Origin of the sequence: Brenneria tiliae (assembly GCF_023347575.1) — a bacterium.
Lineage (GTDB): Bacteria > Pseudomonadota > Gammaproteobacteria > Enterobacterales > Enterobacteriaceae > Brenneria > Brenneria corticis.
Window position 1 is genome coordinate 120,901 of record NZ_JAKPCB010000100.1, and the last position, 18,275, is coordinate 139,175.

15 protein-coding genes are annotated in these 18,275 nt (G+C 57.3%); 13 read left to right on the forward strand and 2 right to left on the reverse strand.

What is annotated here, in order from left to right; translation table 11 throughout:
• Positions 1 to 110: 110 nt before the first annotated feature.
• Both ahpC and ahpF read left to right on the forward strand, forming a co-directional pair.
• Positions 111 to 674, forward strand: a complete 564-nt coding sequence (gene ahpC / locus MFP24_RS15815) for an alkyl hydroperoxide reductase subunit C (RefSeq protein WP_249231380.1) — start codon at positions 111 to 113, stop codon at positions 672 to 674.
• 73 nt (positions 675 to 747) lie between these two features.
• The gene (ahpF, locus tag MFP24_RS15820; protein ID WP_249231379.1) at positions 748 to 2,316 is read left to right on the forward strand and encodes an alkyl hydroperoxide reductase subunit F; all 1,569 of its coding nucleotides are present in this window, start codon (positions 748 to 750) and stop codon (positions 2,314 to 2,316) included.
• A 512-nt stretch (positions 2,317 to 2,828) separates the two neighbouring features.
• Here ahpF and queG read toward each other — a convergent pair.
• Positions 2,829 to 3,968: a tRNA epoxyqueuosine(34) reductase QueG gene (queG, locus tag MFP24_RS15825; protein WP_249231378.1), complete on the reverse strand. Its 1,140-nt coding sequence runs from the start codon at positions 3,966 to 3,968 to the stop codon at positions 2,829 to 2,831.
• Positions 3,969 to 4,112: 144 nt separating this feature from the next.
• Between queG and nnr the strand changes: the two genes are divergently transcribed.
• From nnr to MFP24_RS15880, 11 genes are all read left to right on the forward strand, one after another.
• Complete coding sequence (gene nnr / locus MFP24_RS15830) at positions 4,113 to 5,642, forward strand: bifunctional ADP-dependent NAD(P)H-hydrate dehydratase/NAD(P)H-hydrate epimerase (RefSeq protein WP_249231377.1); 1,530 nt, start codon at positions 4,113 to 4,115, stop codon at positions 5,640 to 5,642.
• On the forward strand, positions 5,639 to 6,121 hold the full coding sequence (tsaE, locus tag MFP24_RS15835; protein ID WP_249231376.1) for a tRNA (adenosine(37)-N6)-threonylcarbamoyltransferase complex ATPase subunit type 1 TsaE: 483 nt from the start codon (positions 5,639 to 5,641) through the stop codon (positions 6,119 to 6,121). The genes nnr and tsaE overlap by 4 nt, the downstream gene beginning before the upstream one ends.
• The gene (gene amiB / locus MFP24_RS15840) at positions 6,118 to 7,803 is read left to right on the forward strand and encodes an N-acetylmuramoyl-L-alanine amidase AmiB (RefSeq protein ID WP_249231375.1); all 1,686 of its coding nucleotides are present in this window, start codon (positions 6,118 to 6,120) and stop codon (positions 7,801 to 7,803) included. The genes tsaE and amiB overlap by 4 nt, the downstream gene beginning before the upstream one ends.
• 74 nt (positions 7,804 to 7,877) lie before the next feature.
• Positions 7,878 to 9,809, forward strand: a complete 1,932-nt coding sequence (gene mutL, locus MFP24_RS15845; protein ID WP_249231374.1) for a DNA mismatch repair endonuclease MutL — start codon at positions 7,878 to 7,880, stop codon at positions 9,807 to 9,809.
• A complete protein-coding gene (miaA, locus tag MFP24_RS15850; RefSeq protein ID WP_249231373.1) occupies positions 9,802 to 10,743 on the forward strand; it encodes a tRNA (adenosine(37)-N6)-dimethylallyltransferase MiaA in 942 nt (313 codons plus the stop codon). The genes mutL and miaA overlap by 8 nt, the downstream gene beginning before the upstream one ends.
• A gap of 114 nt (positions 10,744 to 10,857) precedes the next feature.
• Entirely contained in the window at positions 10,858 to 11,154 is a 297-nt protein-coding gene (hfq, locus tag MFP24_RS15855; RefSeq protein ID WP_249231372.1) for an RNA chaperone Hfq, read from the forward strand.
• Positions 11,155 to 11,246: 92 nt separating this feature from the next.
• A complete protein-coding gene (gene hflX / locus MFP24_RS15860; RefSeq protein WP_249231371.1) occupies positions 11,247 to 12,527 on the forward strand; it encodes a ribosome rescue GTPase HflX in 1,281 nt (426 codons plus the stop codon).
• A gap of 91 nt (positions 12,528 to 12,618) precedes the next feature.
• Positions 12,619 to 13,887, forward strand: a complete 1,269-nt coding sequence (gene hflK, locus MFP24_RS15865; RefSeq protein WP_249231370.1) for an FtsH protease activity modulator HflK — start codon at positions 12,619 to 12,621, stop codon at positions 13,885 to 13,887.
• A gap of 3 nt (positions 13,888 to 13,890) precedes the next feature.
• Complete coding sequence (gene hflC, locus MFP24_RS15870) at positions 13,891 to 14,880, forward strand: protease modulator HflC (RefSeq protein ID WP_249231369.1); 990 nt, start codon at positions 13,891 to 13,893, stop codon at positions 14,878 to 14,880.
• Positions 14,881 to 15,014: 134 nt separating this feature from the next.
• Entirely contained in the window at positions 15,015 to 15,215 is a 201-nt protein-coding gene (locus tag MFP24_RS15875; protein ID WP_249231368.1) for a DUF2065 domain-containing protein, read from the forward strand.
• Positions 15,216 to 15,314: 99 nt separating this feature from the next.
• Positions 15,315 to 16,613, forward strand: coding sequence for an adenylosuccinate synthase (locus tag MFP24_RS15880; protein ID WP_249231367.1), 1,299 nt, complete (start codon positions 15,315 to 15,317; stop codon positions 16,611 to 16,613).
• Between the two features lie 134 nt (positions 16,614 to 16,747).
• Here MFP24_RS15880 and mpl read toward each other — a convergent pair whose 3' ends face one another.
• A complete protein-coding gene (gene mpl / locus MFP24_RS15885; RefSeq protein ID WP_249231366.1) occupies positions 16,748 to 18,133 on the reverse strand; it encodes a UDP-N-acetylmuramate:L-alanyl-gamma-D-glutamyl-meso-diaminopimelate ligase in 1,386 nt (461 codons plus the stop codon).
• Positions 18,134 to 18,275 lie beyond the last annotated feature (142 nt).

Here is an 18,275-nt window from a genome sequence, read left to right on the forward strand (position 1 = left end):
CCTATCGCCAAGTAAGGTATTACTTATCGATTCGATAACGACAACAGATTGGTGATGGCCATCACAATTATGTACTTTAATCCCATACCAACACACATGAGGATACAGTGATGTCAGTAATCAATACCAAAGTTAAACCATTCAAAAACACGGCCTTCAAAGATGGTGAATTCATCGAAGTGACCGAGAAAGATATCGAAGGCAAATGGAGCGTGTTCTTCTTCTATCCGGCCGACTTTACTTTCGTCTGCCCGACCGAACTGGGCGACGTTGCCGATTACTACGATGAATTCCAGCAGCGCGGCGTGGAAATCTACTCGGTGTCCACCGACACCCATTTTACGCACAAAGCCTGGCACAGCACGTCTGAAACCATCGGCAAAATCAAATACACCATGATCGGCGACCCGACCGGGCAGCTGACCCGCAACTTTGAAAACCTGCGTGAAGCGGAAGGTCTGGCCGATCGCGGTACCTTTATCGTTGACCCGCAGGGCATCATTCAGGCGGTGGAAATCACTGCTGAAGGTATCGGTCGTGACGCTTCCGATCTGCTGCGCAAAGTGAAAGCCGCTCAGTATGTGGCGTCCCACCCGGGCGAAGTCTGCCCAGCCAAATGGAAAGAGGGTGAAGCGACGCTGGCGCCGTCTCTGGACCTGGTCGGTAAAATCTAATCCGGACCCCCGCAGAGATAGTGATGTTTTTATCGGGTGCTCTGCACCCGATTTTTTGCACTGAGGATAATCGATGCTCGACAATACAATGAAAGTCCAGTTAAAAGCTTACCTGGAAAAATTAACCAAACCTGTTGAGTTAATTGCGACTCTGGATGACTCGGCCAAATCCCTGGAAGTCAGGGAATTGCTGACGGAAATCGCAGGATTATCTGAACAGGTTAGTTTCTCTGAACAGAATGGCCTGGCAGTGCGTAAACCCTCTTTTCTGATTACCAACCCAGGTTCGCAGAGCGGCCCGCGTTTCGCCGGCGCGCCGATGGGGCATGAGTTCACCTCGCTGATTCTGGCGCTGTTGCAGGTAGGCGGTCATCCGTCGAAAGAAGCGCAGGAGTTGCTCGACCAGATCCGCAACCTTGACGGATCGTTCCATTTTGAAACCTATTATTCGCTCTCCTGTCACAACTGTCCGGATGTGGTGCAGGCGCTGAATTTGATGGCGGTGCTGAATCCCAACATTACCCATACCGCCATCGACGGCGGCGTGTTTCAGGATGAGATCCAGAGCCGCAACGTGATGGGCGTGCCGACCGTGTTCCTCAACGGCGAGCACTTCAGCCAGGGGCGCATGAGCCTCGGCGAAATCGTGACCAAAATCGATACCGGCGCGAGCGCAAAGCAGGTTGAAAAACTGAATCAGCGCCCGGTGTACGACGTGCTGATCGTCGGCAGCGGCCCGGCAGGCGCGGCGGCGGCGGTCTATGCCGCCCGTAAAGGCATCCGTACCGGTCTGATCGGCGAACGTTTCGGCGGCCAGATATTGGATACCGTGGACATTGAAAACTACATTTCCGTACCGAAAACGGAAGGGGCCAAGCTGGCGACCGCGCTGAAAAGCCACGTTGATGACTACGATGTGGATGTGATTGACGCGCAGAGCGTTGAAGCCTTGATCCCCGGCAGCCAAGCGGGGGCGGCGCATCAGGTGGTGACCGTGTCCGGCGCGGTACTGAAGTCCCGCAGCGTTATCATCGCCACCGGCGCCCGCTGGAGAAACATGAACGTGCCTGGCGAAGATCAGTACCGTACCCGCGGGGTGACGTACTGTCCGCACTGCGACGGCCCGCTGTTTAAAGGCAAGCACGTGGCGGTGATCGGCGGCGGTAACTCCGGCGTGGAAGCGGCGATCGATCTGGCCGGGGTGGTGAAGCACGTTACCCTGCTGGAGTTCGCGCCGGAGCTGAAGGCGGACTCCGTATTGCAGGACAAATTGCGCAGCCTGCCGAATGTCGACATTATCGTTAACGCGCAGACCACGGAAGTGCAAGGCGACGGACAGAAAGTCACCGGTCTGGCCTATAAGGATCGCGTCAGCGATACGCAGCACCAACTGCCGCTGGAAGGGATCTTCGTGCAGATCGGCCTGCTGCCCAACACCAACTGGCTGGAAGGTACGGTCGCCCGTAACCGGATCGGCGAAATTGAAATCGACGCCAAGTGCGAAACCAGCGTTAAAGGCGTATTTGCCGCCGGCGACTGCACCACCGTGCCGTACAAACAGATCATTATCGCCACCGGCGAAGGGGCGAAAGCCTCGCTAAGCGCGTTTGATTATCTGATCAGAACGCAACCCGCCGAGTGATATTGACCACGTCGGCATAGCCTGCCGGCGGGTTTATTATCACAACCCCTTGGTGTTTACCCTGTCTGGCCCATTGCGCAATGCGCAATGGGCTTTTGGCGTTTCCCGTTGGAAAAAATAAGCCGTGGGGGCTTGCCAAGGAGCGATAACGAATCCATAATGCCCGTCCACTTTTCGCGTGGATGCGGATAAGTCGGCGCGGTTGAAGCGTTAAGGTTATTGGCTTCCCGCCAGCCTGTTTTCCGGCTCGTTATTATTCTCCTGTTATTAATCCACATAAAAAATCATAATGTTTTGAACAGACTTATCCACAGGCCGTCTGTGGACGTTCTCCCCGCACTCTCATCTCGTTGTCAGCGCTCTGTTTTTTATTTTATTGATATCTATAGATAAAAATTACTTATAAAACGTTATCAGGATCACTTGTACTTTTTGTGACAGTTGATTGTCAAAGAGTTTTTATATTTATCCACAGCTGGTGCGACAAATTGATGACGGCGGATTGCCGCCGTTCAGGCGTCACGCGGCAAGCCTTTCTCCACCGCGCGAATCAGCCTTTTTTTCCGCGCGGATTGCACCTTGATGCCCTGTGATGCGCGGCGTATCCTTTGTTGTTCAATGGCCCAGTGGATATGTTCGTCCAGCAGATCGTTTTCCCCCAGCCGGGTTTGCAGCGTCAGCACGATGCGGTCCTGATAAGGGGCGTTTCCCAGCGCCACCGCGATATTGCGCAGCCAGCGCAGATGGCCGATGCGGCGAATGGCGGAACCCTCGGTAATTCGCAGAAATTTTTCTTCGTTCCAACTGAACAGATCGAGTAATTCCGGGGTATGCAGCGCCGCGCGCGGGCTAAAATCGGTTTCGTCCGTTAATTGAGAGAAGCGATTCCACGGGCAAATTAACTGGCAGTCGTCGCACCCATAGATACGATTGCCCATCAGGGGGCGGAATTCCTCGGGGATCGCGCCTTCAAGCTCTATCGTCAGATATGAAATGCAGCGTCGGGCATCGACCGTGTACGGCTCGACGATGGCGCCGGTAGGGCAGGTTGTCATGCAGGCCACACAGCGGCCGCACTGCTCTTGCTGCGGCTGGTCGACCGGCAGCGGCAAATCGATCAGCAGCTCGCCGAGAAAGAACCAGGAGCCTGACTCCCGGTTTAATAGAAGTGAGTGTTTACCAACCCAACCAAGGCCGGCTTTGGCCGCCAGCGGGCGTTCCATTATCGGCGCTGAGTCAACGAAGGGACGAAAATTCAGTTCGCCGCAGTAGTCCTGAATCCGCTCGCCGAGTTTTTTCAGGCGCTGGCGCAGCAGCTTGTGATAATCGCGTCCCAGGGCATAGCGGCTGACGTACCCCAACTGCGGGTTGTTCAACGTACTGGCGAATGCCGCTTTGGCGGGCAAATAATTCATGCGCACGCTGATCACCCGCAGCGTGCCGGGCAATAGCTCATGCGGGCGCGCGCGCAGCATGCCGTGGCGCGCCATCCAGGCCATTTCACCGTGATACTGCTTGTCCAGCCAGGCCTGTAGCCTGGGTTCCTCGGCGGATAAATCCGTGTCGCAGATACCGACCTGCTGGAAGCCCAGCGATAGCCCCCATTGCTTGATAAGTTGCGCCAATTCACCGAGATCGTAGGGGTATGCCATGACCAGCCGTAAAAGGAATAAAGAGCGGGCTATTTTATCACACTCCGCTTTAGCGGCCGAATGCGCGGTAAATGGAGCGAACTCTGGCGGTTACCGCTATAGCTTGCTAAGTTGGGATCATTCGGGGAACCATAAGGGGGCGTGATGGCTGACGGCAAAACGCGTGGATATGACTTTTCTCTTCCACATTCGGTATTCCGGGCGGAGTGGGTACGCCGTGAAGAGGTAAACGCCGCCCGCGAGCTCGGGGTTTCATTACATGAACTGATGCTGCGCGCGGGCGAGGCCGCTTTTCAGGTCGCGCGCCGCTATTATCCGTCCGCCCGACGCTGGCTGATACTGGCGGGCCATGGCAACAACGGCGGCGATGGCTATGTGGTCGCCAGTCAGGCGCTGGCGGCGGGCATCACCCCTTATGTTATCGCCTGTCAGGGAAACCGCGCGTTGCCGGAGGAGGCTGAGGCCGCCCGTCGTTTCTGGCTGGAGCAGGGGGGCGCGATTCTGGATGCCGACGCCCCCTGGCCTGATGACGTCGATCTGATCGTTGACGGACTGCTGGGCACCGGTCTGACCAGCGCGCCGCGTCCGCCCTATGACGCGCTGATCGCCCAGATCAACGCGCATTCCGCCCCGGTGGTTTCCATTGATGTTCCCTCCGGCTTAAATGCCGAAACCGGGCAGTGTGCCGGCAACGCCGTTTATGCGGCGCACACGGTGACCTTTATCGCGCTGAAGCCGGGGCTGTTGACCGGACGCGCCCGCGATTTCGTGGGACGGTTGCACTATAGCGTCCTGGGAGTGGCTGACTGGCTGACCGGACAGACGGCGCCCATACGGCGGCTGTCGGCGGCGTTGCTTACCGAATGGCTGAAACCGCGGCGTCCCGGCGCGCACAAAGGCGATAACGGCCGCTTGCTGATCGTGGGCGGCGATTACGGCACCGGCGGCGCGGTGTTTATGGCGGGGGAAGCCGCCTTGCGCAGCGGCGCCGGTTTGGTGCGAGTGCTTACTCACAAACTCTACCTGGCGGCATTGCTGACGCATCGTCCCGAACTGATGGTGCAGGAACTGAGCGCGGAAACCCTGAAACAAGGGCTGGAATGGGCGGATGTGGTGGTGATCGGTCCCGGTCTGGGGCAGGACGAGTGGGGGAAAAACGCGCTGCGGCTGGCGGAAAATTGTAACAAACCCATGTTATGGGATGCGGACGCGCTTAACCTGCTGGCAATCAATCCGCATAAACGGCAAAATCGCGTGTTGACGCCGCATCCTGGCGAAGCGGCTCGTTTATTGCATTGCCGGGTGTCTGAAATTGAAAGCGATCGCTTACTTGCGGCGCAAAAACTGGTAAAACGCTATGGCGGCGTCGTGGTTTTAAAAGGCGCGGGCACGGTGGTCGCCGGCGAGCAGGGTCAACTGGCCATTGCCGATGTGGGAAACCCCGGTATGGCGACAGGGGGCATGGGCGACGTGCTGTCCGGCATTATCGGCGCCTTGCTGGCGCAAAAGCTATCGCCGTATGATGCCGCCTGCGCGGGGTGCGTGGTGCACGGCGCGGCGGCGGACGAACTGGCCGCGCGGCGAGGAACTCGTGGTATGCTGGCAACCGATCTGCTGCCGGCGTTGTCTCAATATGTCAATCCCGAACGGATACCCTTAGAAAAGACAGAATGAAAAAAATCGTGTTACCCCTGCCGGACGAGGCAGCAACCATCGCGTTGGGCGCGGCGCTGGCTAAAGCCTGTGAAAGCGCCTGCGTCGTGCATTTATATGGCGATCTCGGGGCGGGAAAAACCACATTCAGCCGCGGCTTTGTGCAGGCGTTGGGGCATCAGGGAAACGTAAAGAGCCCGACCTATACCCTGGTCGAGCCTTATGCGTTATCGCCGCTGGCGGTATACCATTTCGATCTCTATCGGCTTGCCGATCCTGAAGAGCTGGAATTTATGGGCATTCGCGATTATCTGGTTCAGGATGCCATCTGTCTGATTGAATGGCCGCAGCAGGGCGCCGGCGTATTACCCTCCGCCGATCTTGAACTGCATTTGCATTATCAGCAAGCGGGCAGACAAGCCGAACTCGCGGCGCTTTCCGCGCAGGGAGAGGCGATCCTGCGGCGTTTGGCCGGTCAGCTGGGGATAGAAGCACCATGATAAGTCGTACGATCAAACTGTTGGTATGCGCGTGGCTGATAGCGGCGGGGCCAGGCTGGGCCGCCAACCTGTCGGATATTCAGGTGAGTAACGGTTCCGGCCAGGCAACGGTAAGCCTGAGCTTTAGCGGTCAGCCTATTTATGCCTTCTTTCCGCTCAATAATCCTGAGCGAGTGGTGATTGATATTCGCCAGACGGCGCTGATCCAGGGATTGCCGCTGGATTTCAGCGGGCAAAATCTGATTAAGCGCATTCGCACCAGCAACGCGCAGGATGCGCAAAGCATCCGCCTGGTGCTCGACCTGACGCAGCCCGCCAAAACCAGGGCGGTCACGCGGCAAAACGGCTCCGGCTATAAGGTGGTCTTTACGGTTGCGGGCGACAAACCCCGAGCGGCGGCGCAGAAAAGTACGCCGGCCGCGCCCGGCCAGCCGCGCCCGGTGAAATCAGAACCGGTGAAAAACCCGTTCAATAATAAACCGACGGTGGTGGTGAACAGCAATGCCTCGGCCAGAGCGCCGGCGCGCGCCGCCGCTTCCGCCGGCAACGAGCGGGTGGTGGTGGCCATTGACGCCGGACATGGCGGACAGGATCCCGGCGCCATCGGTCAGAACGGGCTGCGCGAAAAGAACGTCACCATCGCCATTGCGCGCAAGCTGCAAACCTTGCTGAACGCCGATCCCGCTTTCAAGCCGGTGCTTACCCGCGACGGGGATTATTTTGTCTCGGTGATGGGGCGCTCGGATGTCGCGCGTAAACACGGCGCCAATATTCTGGTCTCCATCCATGCGGATGCCGCGCCGAATCGCAGCGCTACCGGGGCTTCGGTGTGGGTGTTGTCCAATCGCCGGGCGAACAGCGAAATGGCGAACTGGCTGGAACAGCACGAGAAGCAGTCCGAGCTGCTGGGCGGCGCCGGCGATTTGCTGGCCAACAGCAATGCCGACCCCTATTTAAGCCAGGCGGTGCTGGATCTGCAGTTCGGACACTCGCAGCGCGTCGGCTATGACGTCGCGACCAAGGTATTGGGCGAACTCCAGCGCGTCGGCGGATTACATAAACGCCGTCCGGAGCACGCCAGTCTGGGCGTGCTGCGCTCGCCGGATATCCCTTCGCTGCTGGTGGAAACCGGGTTTATCAGCAACGTAGGAGAAGAACGCCTATTGGGAAGCAGCGACTATCAGCAAAAAATCGCCGCCGCGATTTATCAGGGATTGCGCAATTATTTCCTGACGCACCCGTTGCAATCCTCCCCAAAGCAGGAAAGCCGCCCGGCGCTGGCGGCGGCAAATAGCGCTGCCGCCACCGGTTCCTCCAACGCGGCGGCCGGGAAGAACGGCGGCGGCAGTATCCGCCATACGGTGGCGCGGGGCGAAACGCTGTCGGCCATTGCGACGCGCTACGGCGTCAGCATGGCGGCGATCCGCAGCGTCAATAAGCTGAACAAAGATATCGTCTGGGTCGGACAGCGTCTGAACATCCCGGCAACGGCAAGCAAAGCGGCGCCCGCGGTCGCCGATACCAAAAAAGCGGCGCCCGTCAGGCATAAAGTTGTGCGGGGCGATAGCCTGAGCGCCATTGCCGCCCGTTATGGCGTGAGCATGAAAGAGATTCAGCGGGCGAATGATATGAACTCGGGCAACGTACAGCTGGGCCAGACGTTGATTATTCCTTCCGCCTGAGCGGGCTGATTTTTCCGGGCGCGTTTTTTATTATGATCGTGCTGTTTATTGTGATGCTGTAAGAGGGATAGACCATGCCGATTCAGGTTCTGCCGCCGCAACTGGCAAATCAGATCGCCGCCGGAGAAGTGGTGGAGCGGCCTGCGTCGGTGGTGAAGGAACTGGTGGAAAACAGCCTGGATGCCGGCGCGACCCGTATTGATATCGAGATAGAGCGCGGCGGCGCCAAGTTGATTCGTATCCGCGACAACGGCGCGGGCATCGGCAAGGACGAACTGACGCTGGCGCTGGCGCGTCATGCGACCAGTAAAATCGCCACGCTCGACGATCTGGAGGCCATTGTCAGTCTGGGATTCCGCGGCGAAGCGCTGGCCAGTATCAGTTCCGTCTCCCGTCTGACGCTGACGTCGCGCACCGCGCAGCAGTCCGAAGCCTGGCAGGCCTATGCCGAAGGGCGCGATATGTCGGTCACGGTCAAACCCGCCGCACACCCCGTCGGCACCACGCTGGAAGTGCTGGATCTGTTTTACAATACGCCGGCGCGGCGAAAATTTATGCGTACGGAAAAAACCGAGTTCGCGCATATCGATGAAGTGGTGCGGCGCATCGCCCTGGCGCGTTTCGACGTTGCCATTACGCTGCGCCACAACGGTAAGCCGATCCGCCAATACCGCCCCGCGCCGGAACCTTCGCAGCATGAACGTCGCCTGGGCGGCATCTGCGGCAGCGCCTTTTTACAGCATGCGCTGACGGTGTCATGGCAGCATGACGACCTGACCATTCACGGCTGGGTGGCCGATCCTTCCGGGGCGAAGCAGTTGCCCGACATGCAATATTGTTACGTTAACCAACGTATGATGCGCGATCGATTGATCAATCATGCGATTCGTCAGGCTTATCAGGATCGGCTCAAAGACGAGCAGCAACCGGCTTACGTCCTCTATCTGGAGGTCGATCCGCATCAGGTTGACGTCAATGTGCATCCCGCCAAGCATGAAGTGCGTTTTCATCAGGCGCGCCTGGTGCATGATTTTATTTATCAGGCGGTGATGACGGTATTGCAGCAGGTATCCGCGCCAGGGCTGCTGATGCCTGAGCCGGGAAGCGAACAGCCCATGCGGTGGCAGCAGGAAAACCGTACCGCCGCCGGTGAAAATCATTTTGCCCAACCCGCCGTCTCCCCGCCGGCTAAACGCCCCCAGGGTTCCGGCCGCGCCGCTGAGACGCCGCCCCCGGCCTATCCCGCCGGGCAGGGCTATCAGAAGAAACAGGGCGAGCTGTACCAGAAACTGTTGCGACCGGTTGATCCGAATGAAGAGGGATCCCGGCGCCGCGCGGCGCAGAGCGGCGCTATCCCCGCGCCGGCTGAACCCGCGTCCGGGCGGCGCAGTGAGTCGGCGGCGCAGCCTGAAACATCGCCGGCCGTTGCGGAATCGCCGCTGGAGAGCAATGCGACCGGGTTCGGCCGCGTTTTAACCGTCTATCCGCCTTGCTATGCCCTGCTTGAATATCGCAAGGGGCTGGCGTTGCTCTCTTTATCCGTGGCGGAGCGCTGCCTGAAACAGGTGCAGCTGACGCCGCCGGAAAGCGGGCTGCGCCCGCAGCCGTTATTGATCCCCCAGCGCCTGACGCTGAATAAATCCGAACTGGCGGTGCTGGCGAAACACCGGCCGCTGTTGACGACTTTTGGCATCGATATTCTGGTCGAATCGCAGCGCGCCACCTTACGGGCGGTACCTTTACCATTACGCCAACAAAATTTACAAAACTTGATCTCTGAACTGTTAGGCTATCTGGCCGATTATCAAACGATAGAACCGCAGGTTCTGGCGGCATGGTTGGCCGCCCGGTTAAATAGCGAACAGCAAAACTGGAGCCATTCCCAGGCGATACAATTATTAACGGACGTGGAGCGGCTTTGTCCGCGGTTGGTAAAAGACCCGCCGGCTGAACTTTTATATCCGATGGACGTCAATACAGCCATCAAGGCTTTGCAGCATGAGTGATTTTGCAACGGCGCCCTATCCGCCGGCTATTTTTATCATGGGGCCGACGGCATCCGGAAAAACGGCGCTGGCGATGGCATTACGTCAATATCTGCCGGTGGAGTTGATTAGCGTTGATTCAGCCCTCATCTATAAAGGCATGGATATCGGCACCGCCAAACCGAGCGCGCAGGAACTGGCCCGGGCGCCGCATCGGCTGATCGATATTCTCGACCCGGCGCAGGCCTATTCGGCGGCGGATTTTCGCCGGGACGCGCTGCGGGAAATGGCGCAAATCAGCGCCGCCGGGCGCATCCCCCTGCTGGTGGGGGGGACGATGCTCTATTTTAAGGCGTTGCTGGAGGGATTATCCCCGCTGCCGCCGGCCGATGCCGCGGTGCGACAACGCATCGAAGAGCAGGCGGCGGCCGTTGGCTGGGAGGCGATGCATCGCCGGTTATGTGAGATAGATCCGGTTGCCGCGGCTCGGATTCATCCAAATGATCCGCAGAGACTCTCGCGGGCACTGGAAGTTTTTTTCGTTTCAGGTAACACTTTAACTGAACTGACAAAAACGGCTGGAGAAACGCTGCCTTATCGCGTTCATCAGTTCGCTATCGCTCCGGCGACGCGCGAATTGCTGCATCAGCGCATCGAGTTGCGTTTCCACCAGATGTTGACGTCAGGTTTTGAGGCGGAGGCCCGGGTTCTTTTCGCCCGAAATGATTTGCATAGGGATTTGCCTTCCATTCGTTGTGTCGGTTACCGCCAGATGTGGTCATATTTATCCGGTGAAATTGATTATGATGAAATGGTTTATCGGGGAGTTTGTGCGACGCGTCAGCTTGCCAAGCGACAAATGACCTGGTTGCGCGGTTGGGACGATGTCCATTGGCTGGACAGCGAAAAGCCGCAGGAAGCGTTAGATAAGGTAGTACAGGTTGTTAGTGCATAGGTTGACTGATTGTGTACAATTGGCTAGGTCTCAGCGCACAAATTTTTTACATCGGTATTTTAGAACCCTGTGGGTTCTTTGTTACAAACAACATACAAATAAGGAAAATATAGAATGGCTAAGGGGCAATCTTTGCAAGATCCGTTCCTGAACGCATTGCGTCGTGAACGTGTTCCGGTTTCGATTTATTTGGTGAATGGTATTAAGCTGCAGGGTCAGATTGAGTCTTTCGATCAGTTTGTCATTTTGTTAAAAAATACGGTTAGCCAGATGGTGTACAAGCACGCCATTTCTACAGTGGTTCCATCCCGTCCGGTGTCTCATCACAGTAATAATCCAGGCGCCAGCAATTACCATGGTAGTAATCCGGCGGGCCAGCAACAGCCGCAGGAAAATGATGACGCTGAATAAAGCGTATCGTCAATTCACCGCGGCGGGGGTGAAGAACGCATTGCTCATCCCCTCCGCCGTGGTGTTTTTTGTTCGTTTGAGAGGTTACTCGCTTGTTTGACCGTTATGAAGCCGGTGAACGGGCCATACTTGTTCATATTTACTTCTCGCAAGATAAAGATACCGAAGACCTGCTGGAGTTCGAGTCTCTGGTTTCCTCTGCCGGTATTGAGTCGTTGCAGGTAATTACCGGCAGCCGTAAAGCACCTCACCCCAAGTATTTTGTTGGCGAAGGCAAAGCCGAAGAAATTGCCCAGGCAGTAAAAGAAACCGACGCTTTTGTGGTGCTGTTCGATCATGCGTTGACGCCCGCCCAGGAACGTAATCTGGAACGTTTATGCGAGTGCCGGGTGATTGACCGCACCGGGTTGATCCTGGATATTTTCGCCCAGCGCGCGCGAACCCACGAAGGCAAATTACAGGTAGAGCTGGCGCAGTTGCGCCATCTTGCCACCCGGTTGGTTCGCGGCTGGACGCACCTTGAGCGGCAGAAAGGGGGCATCGGTCTGCGCGGCCCGGGGGAAACCCAGCTTGAAACCGACCGCCGGCTGCTGCGTAATCGCATCAGCCAGATTTTATCCCGTCTCGAACGGGTGGAGAAGCAGCGCGAACAGGGGCGCAGGGCGCGGGTACGCGCCGATGTGCCGACGGTTTCGCTGGTGGGTTATACCAACGCCGGTAAATCCACGCTGTTTAACAAGATAACGTCGGCCGGCGTCTATGCGGCCGATCAGTTATTTGCCACGCTGGATCCGACATTGCGCCGTATTGAGGTGGATGATGTCGGTGACACGGTGTTGGCGGATACCGTAGGTTTTATCCGGCAGTTGCCGCACGATTTGGTGGCTGCGTTTAAGGCTACGTTACAGGAGACGCGTCAGGCTTCTCTGCTGTTGCACGTTGTGGACGCCGCCGATCCTCGTCTTGACGAGAATATCGACGCGGTGGATACGGTGCTGGCGGAGATTGAAGCGGATGAAATTCCTGCGCTGTTGGTAATGAACAAGATCGATATGCTGGAAGATTTCGTGCCGCGTATCGATCGCAACGAAGAAAATCTACCGGTCAGAGTGTGGCTTTCAGCTCAGAGCGGTGAAGGTATTCCGTTGCTATTTCAAGCGTTGACCGAACGACTATCCGGGGAAATTGCGCAATATTCATTGAGCCTTCCCCCTCAGGCCGGACGTCTGCGCAGCCGCTTTTATCAGCTTCAGGCAATAGAAAAAGAATGGATTGAAGAGGACGGGCATATCGGTTTAGCCATTCGTATGCCGATTGCCGACTGGCGCCGCCTCTGTAAACAAGAGCAGGAACTGACGGATTATGTTGTCTGACTGGCGGAAACGGTCTGAACGGCGAAATAGTCTGACGGACTCTGGGATATTGAACCTGAAGAACATCTATCATAAAGAATGGAGCTAAAACATGGCGTGGAATCAGCCCGGTAATAACGGACAGGACCGCGACCCGTGGGGGAGCAGCAATAACAATAGCGGCAACTCTGGCGGAAATAATAATAAAGGCGGCCGGGAGCAAGGGCCGCCGGATCTGGACGATATCTTCCGCAAGCTGAGTAAAAAACTCAGCGAACTGGGAGGAGGAAAAGGTACGGGCTCCGGCAACGGCGGGACTTCCGGCGGCTCCGGCCTGGGCGGTCGGGTTGTCGGCATCGTCGCGGTCGCGGCGGTCGTCATCTGGGCGGCCAGCGGCTTCTATACCATCAAAGAAGCGGAACGCGGCGTGGTGACGCGCTTTGGTAAATTCAGCCATCAGGTCGAACCCGGTCTGAACTGGAAGCCGACGTTCATTGATTCCGTCAGGGCCGTTAACGTGGAGTCGGTGCGTGAACTGGCGACGTCGGGCGTGATGCTGACCTCGGACGAGAACGTGGTGCGCGTCGAAATGAACGTGCAGTATCGCGTAACCGAACCGGAACGCTACCTGTTCAGCGTAACCAATGCCGATGACAGCCTGCGTCAGGCGACGGACAGCGCATTGCGCGGCGTGATCGGCAAGTACACCATGGATAAGATCCTGACCGAGGGCCGAACCATCGTGCGTACCGATACCCAGCGCGTGCTGGAGGAAACGGTGCGTCCTTACAATATGGGCATCACCCTGCTGGACGTCAACTTCCAGGCGGCGCGTCCGCCGGAAGAGGTCAAGGCCGCGTTTGACGACGCCATTGCCGCCCGTGAAAACGAGCAGCAATATATTCGTGAAGCGGAAGCCTATGCCAACGAGGTTCAGCCGCGCGCCAACGGTCAGGCGCAGCGTATTCTGGAAGAGGCTCGCGCTTATAAAACCCGTACCGTTCTGGAAGCGCAGGGTGAAGTGGCCCGTTTCGCCAGAGTGTTGCCGGAATACAAGGCCGCGCCGGAGATTACGCGCGAACGTCTGTATATCGAAACCATGGAGCGCGTACTGAGCCATACCCGTAAAGTGCTGGTCAATGACAAGGGCGGCAACCTGATGGTGCTGCCGCTGGATCAGATGCTGCGCGGCGGTTCATCCGGCAGCGGCGAGAATACGCCGTCAGGCAACAGCGGCGCCAACCCGCTGCGTTTGCCCGCCACGTCCGGCAATAGCGGGGCGAGCACCGGCCAGACGCGAAGCAGCAACAATGGAAATATCATGGATCAGCGCAGAGCGAATGCGCAACGTGATGACCTCACTCGAGTAGGGAGAGAATAATTAATGCGTAAGCCCTTACTATTTATCCTGATCCTGGTACTGGTGGTGGTCTATGCGTCACTGTTTGTGGTGCAGGAAGGCCAGCGTGGCATCGTGATGCGTTTTGGCAAAGTGTTGCGCGATGATGAAAACAAACCGCTGATCTATGCCCCGGGATTACAGTTCAAGATCCCGTTCATTGATTCGGTGAAGATGCTGGATGCCCGTATTCAGACCATGGAAAATCAGGCCGACCGCTTTATCACCAAAGAGCAGAAAGACCTGATTATCGATTCCTATATCAAATGGCGCATCAGCGATTTCAGCCGTTACTACCTGGCGACCGGCGGCGGCGATGTTTCTCAGGCGGAAGTGCTGTTGAAACGTAAATTCAGCGACCGTCTGCGTTCCGAGATTGGCCGTCTGGATTTAAAAGGCATCGTTACCGATTCGCGCGGCCAACTGATGACCGATGTGCGTGACGCATTGAACACCGGTACCGGCGAGACCACGGAAGCCGATAACGCCATTGCTTCGGCCGCGGCCCGCGTTGCGGAGGAAACCACCGGCGCTCAGCCGCACGTTAACCCGAACAGTATGGCGGCGCTGGGTATCGAAGTTATCGACGTGCGCATCAAGCAGATTAATCTGCCGACCGAAGTGTCCGACGCCATCTACCAACGTATGCGTGCGGAACGTGAAGCGGTAGCGCGTCGCCACCGTTCGCAGGGTCAGGAAGAGGCCGAGAAGTTAAAAGCGACGGCCGACTACGAGGTAACCCGTACGCTGGCGGAAGCCGAGCGCCAGGGTCGTATTTCCCGTGGTGAAGGCGATGCGGAAGCGGCGAAACTGTTTGCCCAGGCCTTCAGCGAAGATCCTGATTTCTACTCTTTCATTCGTAGCCTGCGCGCCTATGAAAGTAGCTTCAGTTCTAATCAGGACGTGATGGTGCTGAGCCCGGACAGCGATTTCTTCCGCTATATGAAATCGCCGGAAACGACGCTCCGTCGTTAATCGCTGACTGTAGAAAATTTGCCTAAAGCCCGTATTTACGGGCTTTTTTTATGACGGGCTTCCTGCTTGTCCCCCTTTGGGCCGTCGCAAGCGACGTTTAAAATCGCTCCCGGCGATTTTTATATGGAGTTTTTATGAACGCAACCGTGTGGATGGCGCTGGGTCTGGTGCTGATTATCGAAGGGCTGGGGCCCTTGCTGTTTCCCCGGATCTGGCGGCGGATGATTTTGGCGATGGCGCAGTTGCCTGATAACACGTTACGGCGTTTTGGCGGCGGAATAGTGGTTGCCGGATGTGTGATCTACTATATGTTGCGTAGCCGCATGGGCGGTTAAAATAGCGCGGAAAAATGTGCGCAAACGTGTGCTAAAAGTACTGAAAACGAGCAAATGAGATGTTAGAATCCTTTTTTAAGCAACCTGGTGATTCTTGAGATGGGAAAGAACGTCGTCGTACTGGGCACCCAATGGGGTGACGAAGGTAAAGGTAAGGTCGTTGACCTGCTGACTGAACGGGCTAAATATGTTGTGCGCTACCAAGGTGGCCACAATGCTGGCCATACTCTGGTTATCAACGGTGAAAAAACCGTTCTTCATTTAATTCCCTCGGGCATTCTGCGTGAAAACGTGGTTAGCATCATCGCTAACGGCGTGGTGCTGGCGCCTGACGCATTGTTGAAAGAGATGACGGATCTTGAAGCGCGCGGCGTCCCGGTACGCGAGCGTTTGCTGCTTTCCGAAGCCTGTCCGTTGATTCTTCCTTATCATGTGGCGTTGGATAACGCGCGTGAAAAAGCGCGCGGCGCGAAGGCCATCGGCACGACGGGGCGCGGCATCGGTCCGGCTTATGAAGATAAAGTCGCCCGCCGCGGGCTGCGCGTCGGCGATCTGTTTGATAAACAAACCTTCGCCGTCAAGCTCAAAGAGATAGTCGAATACCATAACTTCCAGCTGGTTAACTATTACAAAGTCGAAGCGGTCGACTATCAGAAAGTGCTGGATGACGTGCTGGCGATCGCCGACATCCTGACCGGCATGGTGGTCGATGTGTCCGATCTGCTGTACAAGGCGCATCAGCGCGGCGAATTTGTGATGTTTGAAGGGGCGCAGGGCACGCTGCTGGATATCGACCACGGCACCTATCCGTATGTGACCTCTTCGAATACCACCGCCGGCGGCGTGGCGACAGGTTCCGGCCTGGGCCCGCGTTACGTTGATTACGTGCTGGGCATCGTCAAAGCCTATTCCACCCGCGTCGGCGCCGGTCCGTTCCCGACCGAGCTGTTTGATGACGTCGGCGATTACCTCACCGAGAAAGGCAACGAATTCGGCGCCACCACCGGCCGTCGCCGCCGTACCGGCTGGCTGGACACGGTTGCCGTTCGCCGCGCGGTACAGATCAACTCGCTGTCCGGGTTCTGTATGACCAAGCTGGACGTGCTGGACGGCTTGCAAGAAGTCAAACTCTGCGTCGGCTACCGTATGCCGGACGGCAGCGAAGTGGATACCACCCCGCTGGCCGCCGAGGGCTGGGAAGGGATCGAGCCGATCTATGAAACCCTGCCTGGCTGGTCCGAAAGCACGTTCGGCGTGCAACAGCGCGATAAATTGCCGCAGGCGGCGCTGAACTACATCAAACGCGTAGAAGAACTGACCGGCGTTCCGGTGGATATTATCTCTACCGGTCCGGATCGCAGCGAAACCATTATCCTGCGCGATCCGTTTGATGCCTGATTAGAGTTGGAAAAGGACGGGTAACCCCCTCCCAGACACCCCCTTGCCAGGGGGTGGGGCGTGCTCCCTCCCCTGCGAAGGGGAGGGTTGGGGGGGGCCGCAGAAAGCGGATTACCGTCCTTTTTACTGCCCCGCTATTTATCCTCGTTGATTTCCGCCAGCGCTTTATTCTTCAATGCATCCAACAGTTTATTATGGATGTTGCCGAAGCCCCCGTTGCTCATGACCAGAATATGATCGCCCGGCTGTGCGGTTTTCACAATCATCTCTACCAGCGTATCGACGTCGGCGCTGCAGTGCGCGGGCTGTACGCAGGCTTCCGCCACCTCGGCGACCTGCCAGGGAATATGCTGCGGCTGGAACAAAAAGACCTCGTCGGCGCGGCCCAGCGACGGCGCGAGTTCGTTTTTGCACATCCCCATCTTCATGGTGTTGGAGCGCGGTTCAAGCACCGCCAGAATGCGCGCCGTCCCGCCGACTTTGCTGCGCAGCGCGGCCAGCGTCGCCAGTATGGCGGTAGGGTGGTGGGCGAAATCATCATAAACGCTAACGCCGTGCTCGGTGCCGCGTAATTCAAGGCGGCGGCGGGCGTTGACGAATCCCCCCAGGGCGCGGCAGGCGTCGGCAGGCAGCACGCCCACGTGGTGCGCCGCGGCAATCGCCATCAGCCCATTGTGCATATTGTGTTCGCCGACCAGATCCCAATGCACTTCGCCAACCGGCTCGCCGTTCAGGTAAACCTGGTATTCGCTGGCGTCGGTAGTCACTTTTTTCGCATTCCACACGCCGTCTTCACCGACCAGCTCCTGCTCGCTCCAGCATCCCATCGCCATCACCTGCTTCAGATGAACATCGTTGGCCGGCAGGATGATTTTCCCGCTGCCGGGAACCAGACGCACCAGGTGATGGAACTGTTTTTGGATGGCTTTCAGGTCGTCGAAAATATCGGCGTGGTCGAATTCCAGATTATTCAGAATAAGGGTGCGGGGACTGTAATGAACGAACTTGGAACGCTTATCAAAGAAGGCGCAGTCATATTCGTCGGCCTCGACCACCATAAACGGGCTGGCGCCTAAACGCGCCGAGACGGTAAAGTTTCCCGGCACGCCGCCAATCACGAACCCCGGCTGGTAGCCGCAATCTTCCAGGATCCAGGTAACCATGCCCGCCGTGGTGGTCTTGCCGTGCGTACCGGCGACCGCAATCACCCAGCGGTGGCGCAGGACATCATCATGCAGCCACTGCGGGCCGGAGACATAAGGCAGCCCCTGTTCCAGCATGGCTTCAACGCAGGGATTCCCTCGCGTCATCGCATTGCCCACTATAATCAGATCGGGGGCGGGATCGAGTTGCGCCGGGTCGTATCCCTGAATCAGCGTGATTCCCTGTTCTTCCAGTAAGGTACTCATGGGAGGATAAACGTTCGCATCTGAGCCTGTTACCTGATGTCCTAATGAACGGGCCAGCAGCGCCAGACCGCCCATAAAGGTGCCGCAGATACCTAAAATATGAATACGCATACAGTTTCCATTTATACAATGTGATTGCGCACATTCTAACGCTATGAATCCGCCATAAGAAATGGATTTGACTAGGTACTCACTTTCTCTTTGGGCTACACTGCATGCGCAAACGTTGGCGGTATACCAATAAACCGCTTTT